Genomic DNA, 18,197 nt, shown 5'->3' on the forward strand with positions numbered 1-18,197 from the left:
TCCCCGGTCGTTTCTGGAAAGAATATGAAGATACTTATCGTTGGGCCAAGCTGGGTAGGCGACATGGTGATGGCGCAGACGCTGTTCCAGTGCCTGAAGCAGCGCCACCCCGAGTGCGAGATCGATGTGCTGGCGCCGGACTGGAGCCGGCCGATCCTCGAGCGTATGCCCGAGGTGCGCGCCGCGCTGAGCCTGCCGCTCGGTCATGGCGTGCTCGACCTGGCCACGCGCCGGCGCATCGGCAAGTCGCTGGCCGGCCAGTACGATCAGGCGATCCTGCTGCCCAACTCGCTCAAGTCCGCCTTGGTGCCCTGGTTCGCAGGCATCCCCAAACGCACCGGCTGGAAGGGCGAGATGCGCTATGGCTTGCTCAACGATATTCGTACGCTGGACAAAGACCGCTATCCGCTGATGATCGAGCGCTTCATGGCGCTGGCCTATGAGCCCGGCGCTGCCTTGTCGCAGCCCTATCCACAGCCACGTCTGGTGATCGATGAAGCCAGTCGTGATGCCGCGCTGGTCAAGTTCGAACTGCAGCTGGATCGTCCGGTGCTGGCGCTGTGTCCCGGCGCAGAGTTCGGCGAGGCCAAGCGCTGGCCGGCCGAGCACTATGCCAAGGTGGCCGAGATCAAGATTCGCGAGGGTTGGCAGGTCTGGCTGTTCGGCTCGAAGAACGACCATGCCGGCGGCGAAGACATTCGCATGCGCCTGATTCCGGGGCTGCGTGAGGAAGTCAGCAACCTGTGCGGGCAGACCAGCCTGGCCGAGGCCATCGACCTGATGTCGGCGGCCACTGCGGTGGTGTCCAACGACTCCGGGCTGATGCATGTGGCAGCGGCGCTGAACCGTCCGCTGGTGGCGGTCTACGGCTCCACCTCGCCAGGTTTCACCCCGCCGTTGGCCGATCGCGTCGAGATCGTTCGCATGGGGTTGGAGTGCAGCCCCTGCTTCGATCGAACCTGCCGTTACGGTCACTACAACTGCCTGCGCGAACTCAAGCCGCGCCCGGTGATCGAGGCGCTGGATCGGCTGGTCGGTGAGCCCCTGACCCTGGTCGAGGGCGACTGATTTGCGGGTACTGATCATCAAGACCTCGTCGCTGGGCGACGTGGTGCATACCCTGCCGGCGTTGACCGATGCCGCCCGCGCCATTCCTGGTATCCGCTTCGATTGGGTGGTGGAAGAAGGCTTCGCCGAGATTCCCGCCTGGCATCCGGCTGTTTCCCAGGTGATCCCGGTGGCCATCCGCCGCTGGCGCAAGCACCCGCTGCGCACCTGGCGCAGCGGTGAGTGGGCGCGCTTCAAGCAGCGCCTGCGCGAGACCCGTTACGACCTGGTGATCGACGCCCAGGGCCTGCTCAAGAGTGCCTGGCTGACGCGTTACGTGTCGGCACCGGTAGCGGGGCTGGATCGCGATTCGGCGCGTGAGCCGCTGGCCAGTCGTTTCTACGACCGCCGCTACGCGGTGGCCAAGGATCAGCACGCCCTGGAGCGTGTGCGCCAGCTGTTCGCCAAGGCGCTCGGTTATACGCTGCCGTCCGGCAGCGGCGACTACGGCCTCAACCGTGCGGCGATGATGGATGCCGTGGCACAGCCCTATCTGGTCTTCCTGCATGGCACCACCTGGGCCAGCAAGCACTGGCCCGAAGCCGATTGGCGTGCCTTGGCCGAACGCATGGATGAGCTGGGTTGGGCCGTGCGCCTGCCCTGGGGTAACGATGCCGAGAAGGCGCGTGCCGAGCGCATCGCTGCCGGCCTGACGCATGCCGCCGTGCTGCCGAAGCTGAATCTTGCAGGCGTGGCCAAGGTGATCGCCGGTGCCAGTGCGTGCGTCTCCGTCGACACCGGCCTCGGCCACCTGGCTGCTGCGCTGGATGTCCCCAATATTTCTCTGTATGGCCCGACGCTGCCTGGCAAGGTGGGCGCCTATGGCCGTAGTCAGATACACCTGTGTGCCAGCGGCCCGAACGCCGGCAGCGGTGACCGTGACAAGCCCTGCTTCGATGGTCTCGGCGCCGAACGCGTCGGGCTGGAACTGGAGGCGCTGCTGCTCGCGCCTCCCGGCACCTTTTAAGGAGCGGCTATGCAACTGGCCTTCGTTCTCTACAAATATTTCCCCTTCGGCGGGCTGCAGCGCGACTTCATGCGCATCGCCCTCGAATGCCAGGCACGTGGCCATGCCATTCGTGTTTACACGCCGATTTGGGAGGGGGAGAACCCCGGTGGCTTCGATGTGCGCGTGGCGCCGGTGCGGGCGCTGTTCAATCATCGTCGCAACGAGAAATTCAGCGCCTGGTTGCAGGCCGATTTGAAGCGCGACCCGGTCGACCGGGTGATCGGCTTCAACAAGATGCCGGGCCTTGACGTCTACTACGCCGCCGACGGCTGCTTCGAGGACAAGGCGCAGACCCTGCGCAACCCGATCTACCGCCGCTGGGGCCGCTACAAGCACTTCGCCGATTACGAGCGCGCGGTATTCGCGCCGGAGTCGAAGACCGAGATTCTGATGATCTCCGAGGTGCAGCAGCCGCTGTTCGTCAAACACTACAAGACCCCGCTACAGCGTTTCCACCTGCTGCCGCCCGGCATTGCCTTTGACCGCCGCGCGCCTGCCAATGCCGCCGAGATTCGCGCCGAATTCCGCCATGAGTTCAAGCTGAGTGACGACGACCTGCTGCTGGTACAGATTGGCTCCGGCTTCAAGACCAAGGGGCTGGATCGCAGTCTCAAGGCGCTGGCCTCGCTGCCGCGCGAGCTGCGCAAGCGCACCCGTCTGATCGCCATCGGCCAGGACGATCCCAAGCCCTTCCTGCTGCAGATCAAGGCGCTGGGTCTGTCCGATCAGGTGCAGATACTCAAGGGCCGCAGCGACATTCCGCGCTTCCTGCTCGGTGCCGATCTGCTGATCCATCCGGCTTATAACGAGAACACCGGCACCGTGCTGTTGGAGGCTCTGGTATCCGGCTTGCCGGTGCTGGTCACCGATGTCTGCGGCTACGCCCACTACATCGCCGATGCCGATTGCGGCCGCGTGCTGCCCAGCCCCTTCGAGCAGAACCATCTCAACCGCACGTTGGCCGATATGCTGGCCGACCCTGAGCGCCGCGCTTTCTGGCGCCGCAACGGCCTGCTCTATGCCGATAGCGCCGACCTGTATTCGATGCCGAAGAAGGCCGCCGACGTGATCCTCGCGGAGAGACGCGCGTGAAACTGATGCTTGCCGAACCCTTCAAGAGCCTGTGGGCGGGCCGCGATGCCTTCGAGGCTGTCGAGGCGCTGCAGGGCCAGGTCTATCGCGAGTTGGAAGGGCGTCGCACCCTGCGCACCGAGGTCGACGGGCGCGGTTACTTCGTCAAGATCCACCGTGGCATCGGCTGGGGAGAAATCGCCAAGAACCTGCTCACTGCCAAGGCCCCTGTGCTCGGCGCTGCGCAAGAGTGGAGGGCGATTCAGCGTCTGACCGAGGTCGGTGTGCCGACCATGACCGCCGTGGCCTACGGTGAGCACGGCGCCAATCCCGCACGCCAGCACTCGTTCATTATCACCGAAGAGCTGGCGCCGACCGTCGACCTGGAGCAGCTCAGCCTCAACTGGGCGCAGCAACCGCCAAAGGCCGCGCTCAAGTGGGCGCTGATCCGCGAAGTGGCGCAGATGACCGGCAACATGCACCGCGCTGGGGTCAACCACCGCGACTGCTATATCTGCCATTTCCTGCTGCACACCGATCGGCCGATTCAGGCCAGTGATCTGCACTTGTCGGTCATCGACCTGCACCGCGCCCAGGTGCGAGACACAGTGCCCCGCCGCTGGCGTGACAAGGACCTGGCCGCTCTGTATTTCTCGGTGCTGGATATCGGCCTGACTCGCCGCGACAAGTTGCGCTTTCTCAAAAGTTATTTCGCGGCGGCAGGGAACGAGCGACCGTTGCGGCAGATCCTGCGGGAGGAGTTGGCGCTGCTGCTCTGGCTGCAACGCAAAGCCGATCGCCTGCTGGTTCGTTACGCCCGCAAGTACGCGCCGGGAGCAAACCATGAGTGAATGGCGCGTCACCTCCCTGGCCACGCCGCAGGCGGCAAAAGCCTTCGCCAGTCTGGACGCGGTGTTTTCCCTGCAGGGCGAGGCGATCACCCATGATCCACTGTCGGACGTGATCCGCGTCGAATTCGATGGGCTGCGCTATTACGTCAAGCGCTATCACGGCGCTGGCAAGGGAGTGCGCCGTTTCATCGGCCGGCCACGGGTCAAGGCCGAATGGCAGAATCTCAAGCACTTCGCCGCCTGGGGTATTCCCACTGCGCCCATCGCCGCCTACGGTCTGGAGCGCAAGGCCGGCGCTTTCGCCCGAGGCGCGCTGATCACCCAAGAGGTCGTCGATACGTTGGACATGTCACGCCTGGCGGCCACGGACGATGCACGCCTGCATGACCGGGCCTGGGTCGACGATGTCAGCCGCCAGTTGGCCAGGGCCACGCGCACGCTGCATGACCATCACTTCGTCCACAATGACCTCAAGTGGCGCAACCTCCTGGTGGACGAGCAGCGTCGGCTGTTTCTCATCGACTGCCCCGCCGGGACCTTCTGGTGGGGGCCGTTCCTGCGCTACCGGATCGTCAAGGATCTCGCTTGCCTGGACAAGGTCGCCAAGTACCACCTGTCGCGCACCCAGCGCCTGCGTTTCTATCTGCAGTATCGGTGTCGCGATCGTCTCAATGACAGTGACAAACGACGGATCGTGCAGATATTGCGCTACTTCGAGGGAAGAGAATGAAGGACTTCATCGAAGGCGAGGATAGAACGCTGCTCGAGCGTCACGGCCTGGACAGCTTCGAGGCGCTGTGGGCACTGCAACTGTTTGCCGTGGACGAGCCCAACACCGCTTCTCGCGGTGGTTGGAGTACGGTGTACCGGCTCGACCTCGATGGCACCGGCTACTACCTCAAGCGCCAGAGCAATTACCTGACCCGTAGCTTGCATCGTCCGCTGGGTGAACCGACCCTGGCGCGGGAGTTTCGCAATACCTGCCGCTATCAGCGCCTGGGCATTCCGGCGATGCGTTCGGCGTTCTATGCCGAACGACGCATTTGCGGCGAGCGCCGCGCCGTCCTGCTGACCCGAGCCCTGGATGGTTGGCGGGATCTGGACAGCTACCTGCTGAACTGGTCGAAACTGGCCGCCGTGCAACGCCATGCCATCGCCAGCGCCTGTGGGGTGCTGGCCCGGTGCGTACATGGTCAGGGCCAGGTGCATGGTTGTTTCTATCCCAAACATATTTTCCTTCAACCCAGCGGCGATGCTTTCGTCGCGCAGCTGATCGACCTGGAAAAGACCCGGCCGCTGTTGTTCGGCGAGCGTGATCGGGTCAAGGATCTGGAACCCCTGCTGCGTCGCGCCAGTACCTGGGGCGATGACGATGTGGCCTGTTTCCTGACTGCCTATCTCGGTGACGCTCGCCAGTTGGGGTACTGGTTGCAACGTCTCACGGCACGGTTCAAGGACAAGGCGGGGCGCTCATGAGACTTGCTTCCCTGGTCGATGCCGGACGTACCCCTGCGCTACCGCTGCTGATCGAGCTGAAGGGGGCGGGATCTATCCAGTTGCTCAGCCTTTTGCGGGTGCTGCCAGGTCAGCGCTATGTTGGTCGGGCGCAGTGGCAGGGGCGTGAGGTGCTGGCCAAGCTGCTGGTCGGCGATAAGGCCGAACGGCATTTCGCCCGCGAGCTGCGCGGCGTTCAGCTACTGGCTGAGCAGGGGCTGAAGACGCCCGAATTGCTTGTCCACGGTTCGATGCCTGGAGAGGGCGGTTGGTTGCTCTTCGAGTTCCTCGCCGATGCTTGCAGCCTGGGAGATGCCTGGCAGTCGGTGGCCCATCTGGCGTGGCTGGACGACGCTCGGCAGCAGATATTGGGTGAGGCGCTGGCAGCTGTTGCCGGGCTACACCGGCAAGGTCTGTGGCAAGAGGATCTGCACCTGGACAACCTGCTGCGTCACCAGGGCGGTCTGTATCTGATCGACGGTGGCGGCGTGCGTGCCGAGACTCCGGGTCAACCCCTGTCGCGAGACAGGGTGCTGGCCAATCTGGGGGTGTTCTTCGCTCAATTCCCGAGTGCTCTCGATCCATTCATCGAGGAGCTGCTGGTGCATTACCTGCTGGTCAATGGCGAGCACGCGCTGCCGCTCGAGGCTCTACTCAAGGCGGTAGCCAAGGCCCGTGGTTCGCGTCTGCATCAGTTCATGGGCAAGCTCGGGCGCGATTGTTCGGCGTTTTGCGTATGGCGCGGCGCGTCACGCTTGCAGGTGGTCCGGCGCGAGGAAGAGGCCTTGCTGGCGCTGTTGCTGGCTGACCCTGACGCCGCTATCGCGGCTGGGCAGTCCCTCAAGCTGGGTGGTTCGTCCACCGTCGCGCGAGTCGATCAGGGTGCCAGGCAACTGGTCATCAAGCGCTACAACATCAAGGGCATGCTGCATTGGCTCAAACGCTTCTGGCGACCGAGCCGCGCCTGGCATAGCTGGTGCGAGGGCAACCGCCTGAGTTTTCTCGGCATCGCTACGCCCAAACCGCTCGCTGTGCTCGAGTGTCGTACCCTGTGGCTAAGGCGCCGGTCCTATCTTGTTACCGAACACGCATCGGGTGTGGATATAATTACTCGTTTCGCGTCCTGTGCGCCTGGCGAGTTACCAGCCGAAGCGGAACTGCGGGCGCTGGATGACCTGTTTGCAGCGCTGCTGCGCGAGCGCATCAGTCATGGAGATCTCAAAGGCACCAATATCCTGTGGCAGGATGGGCGCTGGATGTTGATCGACCTGGACGCCATGCAGCAGCACCGTCGCGCCGGTAGTTTCGCGCCCGCCTATGCGAAGGATCGGGCGCGTTTCCTGCGTAACTGGCCGCAGGACAGTACGCTATACCAGGTTCTGGACGAGCGCCTTCCATCGGTGGTGGCAAAACCGAACAGTTAAGGCAGTAAATATGCCCGACCGGGGCGACTGAATAACGAACGCTGTTGCTTGAAGCTTGCCGCTTGAAGCCTGCAGCCGCTTTTTTAAGAGGCTTTATCCTTGGCATTGACGATCCTCGGCCTTTCCGGCGCCCTGAGCCATGATCCATCCGCCGCGCTATACATCGACGGCAAGCTTATCGCTGCCGCCGAAGAAGAGCGCTTCGTGCGTGATAAGCATGCGAAGAACCGCATGCCTTACGAGTCCGCCAAGTTCTGCCTGGAGCAGGCCGGCATCAAGCCGTCCGACGTCGATGTGGTCGCTATTCCTTTTGCGCCCATCAGTCTGTTCGGCAAGGCGCGTTGGCATTACGCCAAGCGCTACTGGTATGCGCCGGATCGTGCGCTAGACGCGATTCTCATGGGTAACCGCCGCTACAAGCGTTATCGCAAGAAGATCGTCTGGTGCCTGGAACAACTGGGTTTCGATGCCAAGAAGGTCAAGATCGAACCGGTCGAACACCACCTGGCCCACGCCGCCAGCGCTTATCACTGCTCGGGTTTCAAGGAGAAGACCGCGATCCTCGGCATCGACGGCAAAGGTGAGTACGCCACCACCTTCTTCGGCTACGGCGAGAATGGCCGCATCCACAAGATCAAGGAGTTCTTCGATCCAGATTCACTGGGTGGCCTGTACGGTGCTATCACCGAATTCCTCGGTTTCGAGATGCTCGACGGCGAGTTCAAGGTCATGGGCATGGCGCCCTATGGTGACGCCAGCAAATACGACTTTTCGCGCCTGGCCAAGTTCGAGAATGGTGAGTTGGTGATCAACACCGACTACGCCAACGTCATCGGACTGCGTCGCTACAAGGAAAAGGGCAAGGGGTTCTACTTTTCGCCCAAGCTGATCGAGTGGCTGGGCCCGAAGCGCGAAGGCGATATCGCCGACGACCCCTACATCCACTACGCCGCCAGCATGCAGGCGCTGTTTGAGAAGCTGGCGCTGGAAATGATGGATTACTACCTGGGCGACATTATCCGTGAGACCGGCAAGATCGCCTTCGCTGGTGGCTGTGCGCTGAACGTCAAGCTCAACCAGAAGATCATCGCCCGTCCCGAGGTGAAGGAACTGTTCGTGCAACCGGCTTCTGGCGACGCTGGTACTTCGGTCGGCGCTGCTGCCTATGTCTCGCACCAGCGTGGCGTGCCGGTGGAGAAGATGGAGCACGTCTATCTCGGCCCGGCGTACAGCAACGAAGACATCATTGCCGCCTGCGCTCGCCACCCGAACGCACCGAAGTGGCAGAAGATCGACGACATGCCGCAGCGCATCGCCAAGATCATGGTCGATGGCAACCCGGTGGCCTGGTTTCAGGGGCGTATGGAGTTCGGCCCGCGCGCACTCGGTGGTCGTTCCATCATTGGCTGCCCGAGCATTCCTGGCGTGGCCGACCGCATCAACGAACAGATCAAGTTCCGCGAGCGCTGGAGACCTTTCTGCCCGTCCATGCTCGATACCGTCGGCCCGCAGATGCTCAAGGTCGATCACCCGTCGCCATTCATGACCTTCACCTTCGAAGTGAACGAGGAGTGGAAGACCCGCGTGAGCGAAGTGGTGCACGAAGACGGCACCTCGCGCGCCCAGGTCCTCAAACGCGAGTACAACCCGCGCTACTACGACATGATGCTGGAACTGGAAAAACTGACAGGTAACGGCGTCTCGCTGAATACCTCGCTGAATCGCCGCGGCGAGCCGATGATCTGTTCACCGAAAGATGCGTTGGACATGTTCTACGGCTCTGACCTGCAGTACCTGATCATGGAAGACATTCTTGTCGTAAAAGAGTAGTAGTCGATGACTGTCGAGACGCATAAAGGGATTTTGCAGGAACGCGAAGGAACGCGGATCAGTCGCTCCGACTGTCATATCGCATTAGTGCCTTCTCTGGGGTTGGGCGATAGCCTGATTTACCTGGTCGTGGCCAATAACCTGGCGCGGGCCGGCTACCGCGTGACGATGCTCAGCAACCACCTGGCGCATTTGGCCGACTGGTTGCCGAACTTCGCCGTGCTGCCGTTTCCCAAGCCCGAAGAAACGCAGAGCCTCGCCGGGGACTACGACCTCGTCCTGTCCGACTGCGGCGGTATTGTGGTCGGCATTGACCAGGATCCGCTGCAATTGGCGAAGCAGTACGTCTTCGTGGGCACGCTTCGCGTCGACTCCGCCTACATTCAGGATCATAGCGCTCGCGTCGAGCAACGCTGTGGGCCTGAAAAGGCCGCACTGATGAGCGCGCTGTCCCGCTGCGCAGGACCGATGCGCGTGGTCGATGACCCTTGTGTCACCATGGTTGAACAGGCGGTAGCGTTCTGTCGGAGCAAGTTGGCCATCGAGCAGGCGTCTTGCGACCCGGGTTTCAGCATTCCTGTGGACTTTGTCGCGCGTCGTTATCCGCAGCGGGTCATGCTGCACCCGACCTCCTATAACCGGAAGAAGAATTGGCCGGTCCAGAAGTATCTGCGCCTTGCCCATCGCCTCAAACAGCAGGGTTACGACCCACAGTTCGTCCTTTCTCCGAAGGAGCGGGCTGAATGGAGCCAACACCTGGGCGAGGCCTTTCTGATTCCTCAGTTCGCCAATGTGCGTGAGCTGGCGGCTTACCTCTATGAGTCGGGCTATATAATTGGTAATGATTCGGGCGTCGGGCACCTGGCGGCCGCCCTCGGTGTGCCGGTGTTGACGGTGTACCGCAAGCGTCGTGACGGTTTCTGCTGGCGGCCGGGCTGGGGACAGAACTCAGTGGTGCGCCCCCGTATTTCTCTGGGGGCAGTGAAAAATGCCTGGATGTATTTCCTCAGTGTAGGACGGGTAGAAAGAGCGTTCGAACGGCTGGTTGCCAAGAGTGAGGTACGTGTTTGATGGGCATCCCTGGCAACAGCTCGGGCATCACGCTTTCAGTGGTAATTCCAGCCTACAACTATGCGGCCGTGTTGCCACGCGCAGTTGAGTCCGTGCTGGCCCAGACCGAATCCGCTGATTCGGTCGAGCTGCTTGTCGTCGATGACGGCTCGACCGATGACACCGCTGCAGTGCTGGAGCAGCTGCAGACGCGTTATCCGGGGCGCTTCCGTGCGCTGCGAAAAAACAACGGGGGCGCGTCCTCCGCTCGAAATCTGGGAATTCGGGAAGCCGCAGGACATTATCTGCTGTTCCTGGATGCCGACGACGAGTTGGCACCCGGTGCGCTGCAGGCTTTGACCGAACATCTGGCCGCCCACCCGCATACGCGCCTGGTAATCGGTGGGCACATTGGTGTTTCGCCCGACGGCAAGCGTCGGGAGCACCTGCCCGAATCGCTTCCGGAGGACCCGGTGCAGCGTCTGCGTGCCTATCTGCTGGACAAGCGCCTGGCGCTGTCCAATGGCGCTTGCGTCATGCACCGCGAGGTCTTCAAGCGGGGCGACTACCCCGAGCAGTTTCGCAGTGCGGAGGACATCCCCGTGTTCGCCCAGGCCGTGGCCAACTACCCCTGCTCGTTGATAGCGCAGCCATTGGCATTGGTTCACAAGCACGACGACAGCCTGCGGCACCAGTTCAGCCACGCTAAGGCCGGTGGATTGGCGCTGGTCGATGAGGTGTTTTCTCCCCGTCGGCTGGATCAGCGTTTTCAAGGGCTGAAGCCCGAGTTTTACGTGCAGCGCAGCTTGTCGCTGTTTCGCAGCGCCTACCTGGCGAGCGATGTGGATGCTGCCAAACACTATTTCAGTGCTGCCTTTCGCTGCGATTGGCGGGTGGTGCTCAAGGGATCGTATATGCGCAAGGCTGTTCGCCTGTGGCTCGGGATGGGCGTATGAGCCGCAAGATCAAGGTTCTGCAGATGCAGAACCGTTACAACGTCAATGCGTCTGATCTGGCCGAGCAGATTATTCAGGGTTTGCCCACAGACAACTTCGAAGTTACCACACTGTTTCTGCGTGGGCGGCCTGGTGAGGGCGAGCCGGAAAGTCGTGCTACACGCTCCCTATATCTGGGCTTCAGTCAGTCGGACCTTAAAGGGGTACGGCTACGAGCCTTGTGGCGCCTTTATCGTCTGATCCGGGCTGAGCGTTTCGATGTGGTGATCGCCCATCGCTTCAAACCGATGAACATGCTGATGCTGCTCAACCGTGCGTTGCGTATTCCGCTTTGCATCGGCGTGCAGCATGGGATTGGCGATTTTGATCGCCCATACCGCCGCTGGGAGTCACGTCAGTTGCTGAAGGATAACTGGCGTATCGTAGGCGTCTCCCGGGCTGTGCGCGACTACCTGATCGGTTGTGACGCTGGTTTCGACGCGACCAATACGGTGCAGATCAACAACGCGATCGATATTGATCGTGCCGAAACATTGCAGCATCCCAAAGCATACGCCCGCGAGTTGCTTGGCCTTTCGCAGGAGCCTTTTGTCTTCGGGGCTATCGGTCGGCTGGTACCGGTCAAGGGGCATGTCCACTTGATCGAGGCGTTTGCTCAGGTGCGTGCCCGTTACCCTCAAGCTCAGTTGGCCATCATTGGCGAAGGTCGCATGCGTCAGGAGCTTGAGGCGCTGGTCGCGCGCCTTGGTCTGGCCGATGCGGTGTTCCTGTTGGGCGCGCGTGAGGATGCCCTGCAGTATGTCAGGGCATTCGACGCTTTCGTCATGCCGTCTCTGAGCGAAGGGCTGCCGCTGGCCCTGCTGGAGGGTATGAGTGGGCATCTTCCTGTCATCGGCTCGGATATTCCGAGTCTGAAGCCCATCCTTGAGGATTGTGGGGGGCGCCTGTTTCCGAGTGGACGGCCTGATTTGCTGGCCGCGATCATGATGAATCTGCTGGCAATGACGAAGCAAGAGCGGGACGAGGAAGGGGCTCGGTCGTATGCTTATCTGCGTCGGGCTCATGACATCGAGGATTTTCGCCGACACTACCTCAAGCTGGTAGAAGAAGGGGTTGGCAATGAAAGGCGTTTTTCATGAGTGAATCGAACCGGCAGCCGCTTGTCAGTGTTGTCATTTCGTCCTACAACCATGCGCCCTACATCGAACGCTGTATCGAAAGCGTATTGGCGCAAACCTATCCGAATATCGAGTTGCTGGTCGTCGATGACGGTTCCAGCGATGACAGTGTCGTGCGGATCCGGGCATTGCAGGCGCGCCACGCATTCGATTTCGTCGCCCAGGAAAATCAGGGGCTGGCTCGTACCCTGAATGGTTGCATAGCTCGTTCACAGGGGAGTCTGGTCGCGCCTTTTGGTTCCGACGACATTATGTGCCCCGAGCGTATCGCTATTCAGGTCGCCTATATGCAGGACAAGCCTGAGGTCGGTATCTGTGCCGGGGAAATCCAGTACATCGATGCAGAGGGAAAGCCGCAGTGTCGGCGTAAGCGCAAGCTTGGGTTTCGTCGCCTGAATTTTGAGGATCTGTTCAACGACAAAAAGGCCGGCGCTCCCGCACCGACCCTGCTGTTTCGACGTGAGGTGCTGGAAGCCGTCGGTGGCTTCGATCCAGAGATCCGTCTGGAGGATCTGTTGGTCGAGTTGAAGATTACCCGGGCCGGATACTTCATCGACGTGCTCCCCGATGTGCTGGCGCAGTATAGGGTGCATGAAACCAATACCTACAAGAACCGGCGCATGATGGTGGACGCGGTGCTGAGCACCTATGGGCATTTTGCCGATCACCCGGATTATCCGAAGGTGTGCGCGGCCTTCATCAATTCGATGCTGCTCAAGTGTGCACGCGATGACAAGCCGCTGGCTCGTGAGCTGTTGGCGCAATTGCCGATGAAGTACCGCAATCTGAAGACGGCTCGCGCGATTTTTCGCCTGATGATGCCCTGAGGTCGGGCGGATCAGGGGAGGGGGGGGTAGGCCTTGTTCAAAGCGCGTTCGAAGCTCATCGCGTGCCTGCTGCTGCAATTTTGGGCATAGCCCGCTACCCAGTCCTGCCGATGCTGCTGTGTGAGCCACGCGGTGTCTTCCGGGTAGCGCAGAATGTGCTGAATATTGCGCTTGCGCTTGCCGGCATTGAGCGGGTGGCTTCCAACCTTCATGTCCGACAGGTCGATCAGCCCTAGTGTGCCGTCTGGCAAGCGCAGGACATTGCCCAGGTGCAGGGAGCGGAAGTAGACACCTGACTGGTGCAGATGGGCGAGAAAGGCTCCGAATTGACGAACTTCGATTGAGCGCTGTTCAGCATCGATCCGGCGCCAGTGGTTGCGCAGCGTGTCCCCTGGCAGCGGCCGGTACAGCACGGCATTCAATTGCCTGTCAGGAATGAGCAGCAGCTCCACGACATCTGGGCAGGCGACGCCCAGCTCTTTCAGGCGCTGCACGTTGCTGGCGAAGCGCTTGCTCGGCAGGATCCAGAGCGCCGACGACAGCAGCCGCTTGCGCCGGTAGAACTTCAGGAAATTGCCGTCCGACAAGCGTGCGACCTTCAACCCGAAGCCATCGCTTTCTATCGGGGTGGAGTTCTGCAGGAGCGCATCGAGCTGCAAGGTGCTGATTGTTCTCATCGTTTGTCCAGTTGGCGCTGCTGGATGGAAAGTGCTGCTACCAGTGACAGCGGAATCCAGATCAGGAACCAGCTTTCGTTGGGCCTGGAGAGGTAGGAGCTGCCCTCGGTAAGGCCGGCAGCGATACCGTAGACGAGCAGTGCCGATGCGATCTGAAAACCGGCGTGTCTTCTCTGTTGCAGGCAGCGGAATAGAGCGGCTCCGTACATCACCAGCCATAGGATGAGTCCGACGGCGCCGAGTTCCAGTAGCACGGCCAGCTCCACGTTATGTGGGTCACTCAGAAGGTGACCTATTGCCGGGATGTCGAAGATGAACTTACTGTCGTAGCCATATCCGAACCACGGCTTCGCGGCCGCCTGGGAAACGGCGTCGGCCCAGAGTTGAGGCCGGAAGGAAAGTCCGCGTTCCAGGAATATCTCCGGCATCGCTGCAAAGGTCGTGATGGCCAGGGCGATCAGCGCACCTATCAGGTAGGCCCCACGGCGAGGTGTCATCACCAGCATCCACAGGCTGGTCAGGGTCAGCGCCAGGAGCGGGGTACGGGAGCCGGTGGCAAGAAGTGCAAGCAGCAATGGAGTGGCACAGATAATCGGTAGCCAGTCACGGCGCTCGCTCTGCGCGAGCCAGCCAGCCAGCCAGTAGGTGCAGAAAAAGCCCAGCACATGGGACGTCAGCAGCGGATTGCTGAGCGCTCCGGTTCCAATCAGCCGTTGTTCGGATGGATAGGCGTTGGCGTAGATGCACAGATTGATCACGGCCGCGCCCACGGCAAGGAACGCCCCGACCCTGAGTGCGGAGAGCAGCAGGCGTTGATCCTTGCAGGCAATCAGGGTGCAGGCCGCAAACATCATGAATACATACAGTGGCCGCTTGGCCAGGCCGCTCAGGCTGGTGTCTGCTTGGGTCCATGAAAGGCTCAGCAGCAACCAGGCCGCGAATGCCAAGTAGGCCAGCGTGATCGGCTCCTTGAGCAACTGCATGAATACTTTTGGAGAGAGCAGCAGTGCGATCAGGGCGGGGGCGGCGAGCAGCGCGTAGAAAAACTTCGTGTACTGGCTGCCGTTCGCGGACCAGAATAGGCCGCTCAACAACACCAGGTAGCCCGCCACCAGCCAGTAGCTGGAAATGAAGTCGCTGATACGCAGGCGCATGGAGCGTGTGGGAGGGAGTGATGTCTGCACGTTTGAAACCGGTGGCTGATTTTTGAATGGGCGGCATCTTAATGCATCCTCGGGGGGGTAGGCTGCATCTGTGCTAGAATTCGCGCTTTTTCGGCCAAGTCGAAGTGTGAGCGCATGACCGACAAGCACACCACTGCAAGCCCATCTAGCAGCCTAAAAATCTATCTCCGCCTGCTGGGTTACGTTCGCCCCTACATCGGCATGTTCCTGATCAGTATCCTGGGCTACATCATTTTTGCGTCGACCCAGCCGATGCTGGCAGGCATCCTCAAGTACTTTGTGGATGGCCTGTCCAACCCCGAGGTCGTGCTGTTTCCCACGGTGCCCTACCTGCGCGATCTGCAACTACTGCAGACGGTGCCCCTGCTCATCGTCCTGATCGCCGCCTGGCAGGGGGTTGGCTCCTTTCTGGGTAACTATTTCCTGGCCAGGGTCTCGCTGGGCCTGGTTCACGACTTGCGTATCGCACTGTTCAACAGCCTCATGGTGTTGCCGAACCGCTATTTCGACAGCCACAACTCCGGTCACCTGATCTCGCGCATAACCTTCAACGTCACGATGGTCACAGGAGCAGCGACGGATGCCATCAAGGTGGTTATCCGTGAAGGGCTGACCATCATCTTCCTGTTCGCCTACTTGCTGTGGATGAACTGGCAACTGACTCTGGTGATGCTGGCAATCCTGCCGCTGATCGCGGTGATGGTGAGCAGTGCCAGCAAGAAATTCCGCAAGCAGAGTAAGAAGATCCAGGTGGCGATGGGCGATGTCACCCATGTCGCTTCCGAGACGATCCAGGGGTATCGCGTGGTACGCAGCTTTGGCGGGGAGACCTACGAGTCCCAGCGTTTTACTGCTGCCAGCCAGGACAACACCGAGAAGCAGCTGCGCATGACTAAGACCGGCGCGGTGTACACGCCGATGCTGCAGCTGGTGATCTACAGCGCGATGGCGGTGTTGATGTTCCTGGTGCTGCTGCTGCGTGGCGACGCCACGGCGGGCGACATGGTTGCCTACATCACTGCAGCCGGCCTGCTGCCGAAGCCGATTCGCCAGCTTTCAGAGGTCAGTTCGACCATCCAGAAAGGTGTGGCGGGCGCCGAGAGCATCTTCGAGCAGCTCGATGAGGTGCCGGAGGTCGATCAGGGCACGATAGAGCGCGAGCGCATCAGTGGCCGACTGGAAGTCCGTAATCTCAGCTTCCAGTACCCGGGCGCGGAAAAACCTGTGCTCAGCGATATCAGCTTTACCGCTGAGCCCGGGCAGATGGTGGCATTGGTTGGGCGTTCCGGTAGCGGGAAATCGACCCTGGCCAATCTGATTCCCCGTTTCTACCATCACGAAACGGGTCAGATCCTGCTGGATGGGGTAGACGTCGAGCAATACAAATTGCGTAATCTGCGGCGTCATATTGCTCTGGTTACGCAGCAGGTCACTCTGTTCAATGACAGTGTGGCCAGCAATATTGCCTATGGCGACCTGGCCGGTGCTCCGCGTGAAGCGATTGAGCAGGCGGTCGAAGCGGCCTATGCCAAGGAGTTCATCGACAAGCTGCCGCAGGGGCTGGATACCGAGGTTGGCGAGAACGGCGTGCTGCTGTCAGGTGGCCAGCGCCAGCGCTTGGCAATTGCACGGGCTTTGCTCAAGGACGCATCGATCCTTGTTCTGGACGAAGCGACTTCGGCCCTTGACACTGAGTCCGAGCGGCATATCCAGGCCGCGCTGGATCGGGTCATGGAGGGCCGAACCACGTTGGTGATTGCACATCGTCTGTCGACCATCGAGAAGGCCGATATGATCCTGGTGATGGATCAGGGGCACATCGTCGAGCGCGGTACTCATGACCAGTTGCTGGCCCAAAACGGTTTCTACGCACGTTTGCACTCTATGGGGCTCGATGAAGGCGCGCCGCTGGATATCGCCTGATAAACTACGAGCCCGCCAAGACTAAGGCCTCCGGAGTTCATATGAAGTTAACCATGCCTCGCTACGATCAAGCCGCCGTTCTGGTGGTGGGCGACGTGATGCTTGATCGCTATTGGCATGGCGGCACCTCGCGGATTTCTCCGGAGGCGCCGGTTCCGGTGGTGCGTGTCGACCAGATCGAGGATCGTCCCGGTGGTGCTGCCAACGTGGCCCTGAATATCGCCGCACTCGGTGCGCGGGCCTTGCTGGTTGGCGTGACCGGTAATGATGAGGCCGCCGAAAGCCTCAGCGACAGCCTGAATGGCGCCGGCGTGGAAACTCATTTCCAGCGCCTCGACGACCAGCCGACCATCGTCAAGTTGCGGGTGATGAGCCGTCACCAGCAACTGCTGCGTATGGACTTCGAGGAACCGTTCAACACCGACACCGTCGCCCTGGCGCGTGAGGTCGATACGTTGCTCGATGGGATCAAGGTGCTTGTGCTATCGGACTATGGCAAGGGTGCGCTGCAGAATCATCAGGTGCTGATCCAGGCCGCGCGCAACAAGGGCATTGCGGTGCTGGCCGATCCCAAGGGCAAGGACTTTTCCATCTACCGTGGCGCCAGCCTGATCACCCCCAATCTGCACGAGTTCGAGCTTATCGTTGGCGGTTGCGCCGATGAAGCCGAGCTGGTCAGCAAGGGTGCCACGCTGATGCGCGAACTGGAGCTGGGGGCCCTGCTGGTGACCCGTGGCGAGCACGGCATGACCCTGCTGCGTCCGGATCACGCCCCGCTGCACCTGCCGGCTCGCGCCCGCGAGGTGTTCGATGTCACCGGCGCAGGCGATACGGTTATTTCCACCCTTGCAGCTTCCATTGCTGCCGGCGAAGAGTTGCCGCTGGCGGTGGCCCTGGCCAACCTGGCTGCCGGCATCGTTGTCGGTAAGCTGGGCACTGCTGCCATCAGTGCACCCGAGCTGCGTCGCGCGGTACAGCGTGAAGAAGGTTCCGAGCGTGGCGTGCTGAGCCTGGATCAGTTGCTGATCGCCATTGACGACGCCCGCGCCCATGGCGAGAAGATCGTTTTCACCAACGGCTGCTTCGACATCCTTCACGCCGGCCACGTGACCTATCTGGAGCAAGCGCGCGCGCAGGGCGACCGTCTGATCGTGGCGATCAACGATGACGCCTCGGTCAGCCGCCTGAAAGGTCCGGGGCGTCCGATCAATGCCGTCGACCGGCGCATGGCAGTGCTCGCCGGCCTGGGGGCGGTGGATTGGGTGGTGAGCTTCGGTGAAGACACGCCCGAGCGCCTGCTCAAGCAGGTGCAGCCGGATGTGCTGGTCAAGGGCGGCGATTACGGTATCGATCAGGTGGTAGGTGCCGATATCGTCCAAGCCTATGGCGGCGAAGTGCGTGTGCTCGGCTTGGTGGAAAACAGCTCGACCACCGCGATCGTCGAGAAGATTCGCAGCAAATGACGGCTGGCTGAGCAAGGCGCAGGTCTTGCTCAGCCAGTACGTTTCCCTGGCGACGGCTTGACCCGATTGCCGCCGCGCCGCGTCTTGAGGGTCATAGGCGTGTGCCAGTCGGCAGCGCATCATCGATGGCATCTCTCACGTGGAGCGAGATGC

Annotated in this window: 16 protein-coding genes; 14 read left to right on the top strand and 2 right to left on the bottom strand. The window is 61.3% G+C overall.

Going from position 1 to position 18,197, the window contains the following annotated elements; all coding sequences use genetic code 11:
• The first annotated feature begins 24 nt into the window (after positions 1-24).
• The 12 genes from waaF to BLT86_RS22370 all read left to right on the top strand — a co-directional run bounded on the left by waaF (position 25) and on the right by BLT86_RS22370 (position 12,797).
• Positions 25-1,068, top strand: a complete 1,044-nt coding sequence (gene waaF / locus BLT86_RS22315) for a lipopolysaccharide heptosyltransferase II (RefSeq protein WP_092379698.1) — start codon at positions 25-27, stop codon at positions 1,066-1,068.
• A gap of 1 nt (position 1,069) precedes the next feature.
• Positions 1,070-2,074: a lipopolysaccharide heptosyltransferase RfaC gene (gene rfaC, locus BLT86_RS22320; RefSeq protein ID WP_092379701.1), complete on the top strand. Its 1,005-nt coding sequence runs from the start codon at positions 1,070-1,072 to the stop codon at positions 2,072-2,074.
• Between the two features lie 9 nt (positions 2,075-2,083).
• Entirely contained in the window at positions 2,084-3,208 is a 1,125-nt protein-coding gene (locus BLT86_RS22325; protein ID WP_092379703.1) for a glycosyltransferase family 4 protein, read from the top strand.
• Positions 3,205-4,038: a lipopolysaccharide core heptose(I) kinase RfaP gene (rfaP, locus tag BLT86_RS22330; RefSeq protein ID WP_092379705.1), complete on the top strand. Its 834-nt coding sequence runs from the start codon at positions 3,205-3,207 to the stop codon at positions 4,036-4,038. Before BLT86_RS22325 ends, rfaP begins: the two co-directional genes overlap by 4 nt.
• Positions 4,031-4,768: a lipopolysaccharide kinase InaA family protein gene (locus tag BLT86_RS22335; protein WP_092379708.1), complete on the top strand. Its 738-nt coding sequence runs from the start codon at positions 4,031-4,033 to the stop codon at positions 4,766-4,768. Before rfaP ends, BLT86_RS22335 begins: the two co-directional genes overlap by 8 nt.
• Positions 4,765-5,514, top strand: coding sequence for a lipopolysaccharide kinase InaA family protein (locus BLT86_RS22340; RefSeq protein ID WP_092379709.1), 750 nt, complete (start codon positions 4,765-4,767; stop codon positions 5,512-5,514). The genes BLT86_RS22335 and BLT86_RS22340 overlap by 4 nt, the downstream gene beginning before the upstream one ends.
• Positions 5,511-6,956, top strand: coding sequence for a lipopolysaccharide kinase InaA family protein (locus BLT86_RS22345; protein ID WP_092379711.1), 1,446 nt, complete (start codon positions 5,511-5,513; stop codon positions 6,954-6,956). The genes BLT86_RS22340 and BLT86_RS22345 overlap by 4 nt, the downstream gene beginning before the upstream one ends.
• 99 nt (positions 6,957-7,055) lie before the next feature.
• Entirely contained in the window at positions 7,056-8,786 is a 1,731-nt protein-coding gene (locus BLT86_RS22350; RefSeq protein ID WP_092379714.1) for a carbamoyltransferase family protein, read from the top strand.
• Between the two features lie 6 nt (positions 8,787-8,792).
• Positions 8,793-9,857 (top strand): glycosyltransferase family 9 protein, encoded by a 1,065-nt coding sequence (locus BLT86_RS22355; protein ID WP_092379716.1) that lies wholly within the window; start codon positions 8,793-8,795, stop codon positions 9,855-9,857.
• A complete protein-coding gene (locus tag BLT86_RS22360; protein ID WP_021487835.1) occupies positions 9,857-10,792 on the top strand; it encodes a glycosyltransferase family 2 protein in 936 nt (311 codons plus the stop codon). Before BLT86_RS22355 ends, BLT86_RS22360 begins: the two co-directional genes overlap by 1 nt.
• Positions 10,789-11,931, top strand: a complete 1,143-nt coding sequence (locus BLT86_RS22365) for a glycosyltransferase (RefSeq protein ID WP_021487836.1) — start codon at positions 10,789-10,791, stop codon at positions 11,929-11,931. Before BLT86_RS22360 ends, BLT86_RS22365 begins: the two co-directional genes overlap by 4 nt.
• The gene (locus tag BLT86_RS22370) at positions 11,928-12,797 is read left to right on the top strand and encodes a glycosyltransferase family 2 protein (RefSeq protein WP_021487837.1); all 870 of its coding nucleotides are present in this window, start codon (positions 11,928-11,930) and stop codon (positions 12,795-12,797) included. Before BLT86_RS22365 ends, BLT86_RS22370 begins: the two co-directional genes overlap by 4 nt.
• A gap of 11 nt (positions 12,798-12,808) precedes the next feature.
• On the opposite strand, the gene BLT86_RS22375 is transcribed toward BLT86_RS22370, so the two are convergent.
• Positions 12,809-13,474: a BUD32 family EKC/KEOPS complex subunit gene (locus tag BLT86_RS22375; RefSeq protein WP_021487838.1), complete on the bottom strand. Its 666-nt coding sequence runs from the start codon at positions 13,472-13,474 to the stop codon at positions 12,809-12,811.
• Positions 13,471-14,628, bottom strand: a complete 1,158-nt coding sequence (locus tag BLT86_RS22380) for an O-antigen ligase family protein (protein WP_021487839.1) — start codon at positions 14,626-14,628, stop codon at positions 13,471-13,473. Before BLT86_RS22380 ends, BLT86_RS22375 begins: the two co-directional genes overlap by 4 nt.
• A 144-nt stretch (positions 14,629-14,772) precedes the next feature.
• Between BLT86_RS22380 and msbA the strand changes: the two genes are divergently transcribed.
• Both msbA and hldE read left to right on the top strand, forming a co-directional pair.
• Entirely contained in the window at positions 14,773-16,581 is a 1,809-nt protein-coding gene (msbA, locus tag BLT86_RS22385) for a lipid A export permease/ATP-binding protein MsbA (protein WP_092379719.1), read from the top strand.
• 41 nt (positions 16,582-16,622) lie between these two features.
• Positions 16,623-18,044, top strand: coding sequence for a bifunctional D-glycero-beta-D-manno-heptose-7-phosphate kinase/D-glycero-beta-D-manno-heptose 1-phosphate adenylyltransferase HldE (gene hldE, locus BLT86_RS22390; protein ID WP_021487841.1), 1,422 nt, complete (start codon positions 16,623-16,625; stop codon positions 18,042-18,044).
• Positions 18,045-18,197 lie beyond the last annotated feature (153 nt).

The sequence above is a fragment of the Pseudomonas sihuiensis genome, assembly GCF_900106015.1.
GTDB classification, from domain to species: domain Bacteria; phylum Pseudomonadota; class Gammaproteobacteria; order Pseudomonadales; family Pseudomonadaceae; genus Aquipseudomonas; species Aquipseudomonas sihuiensis.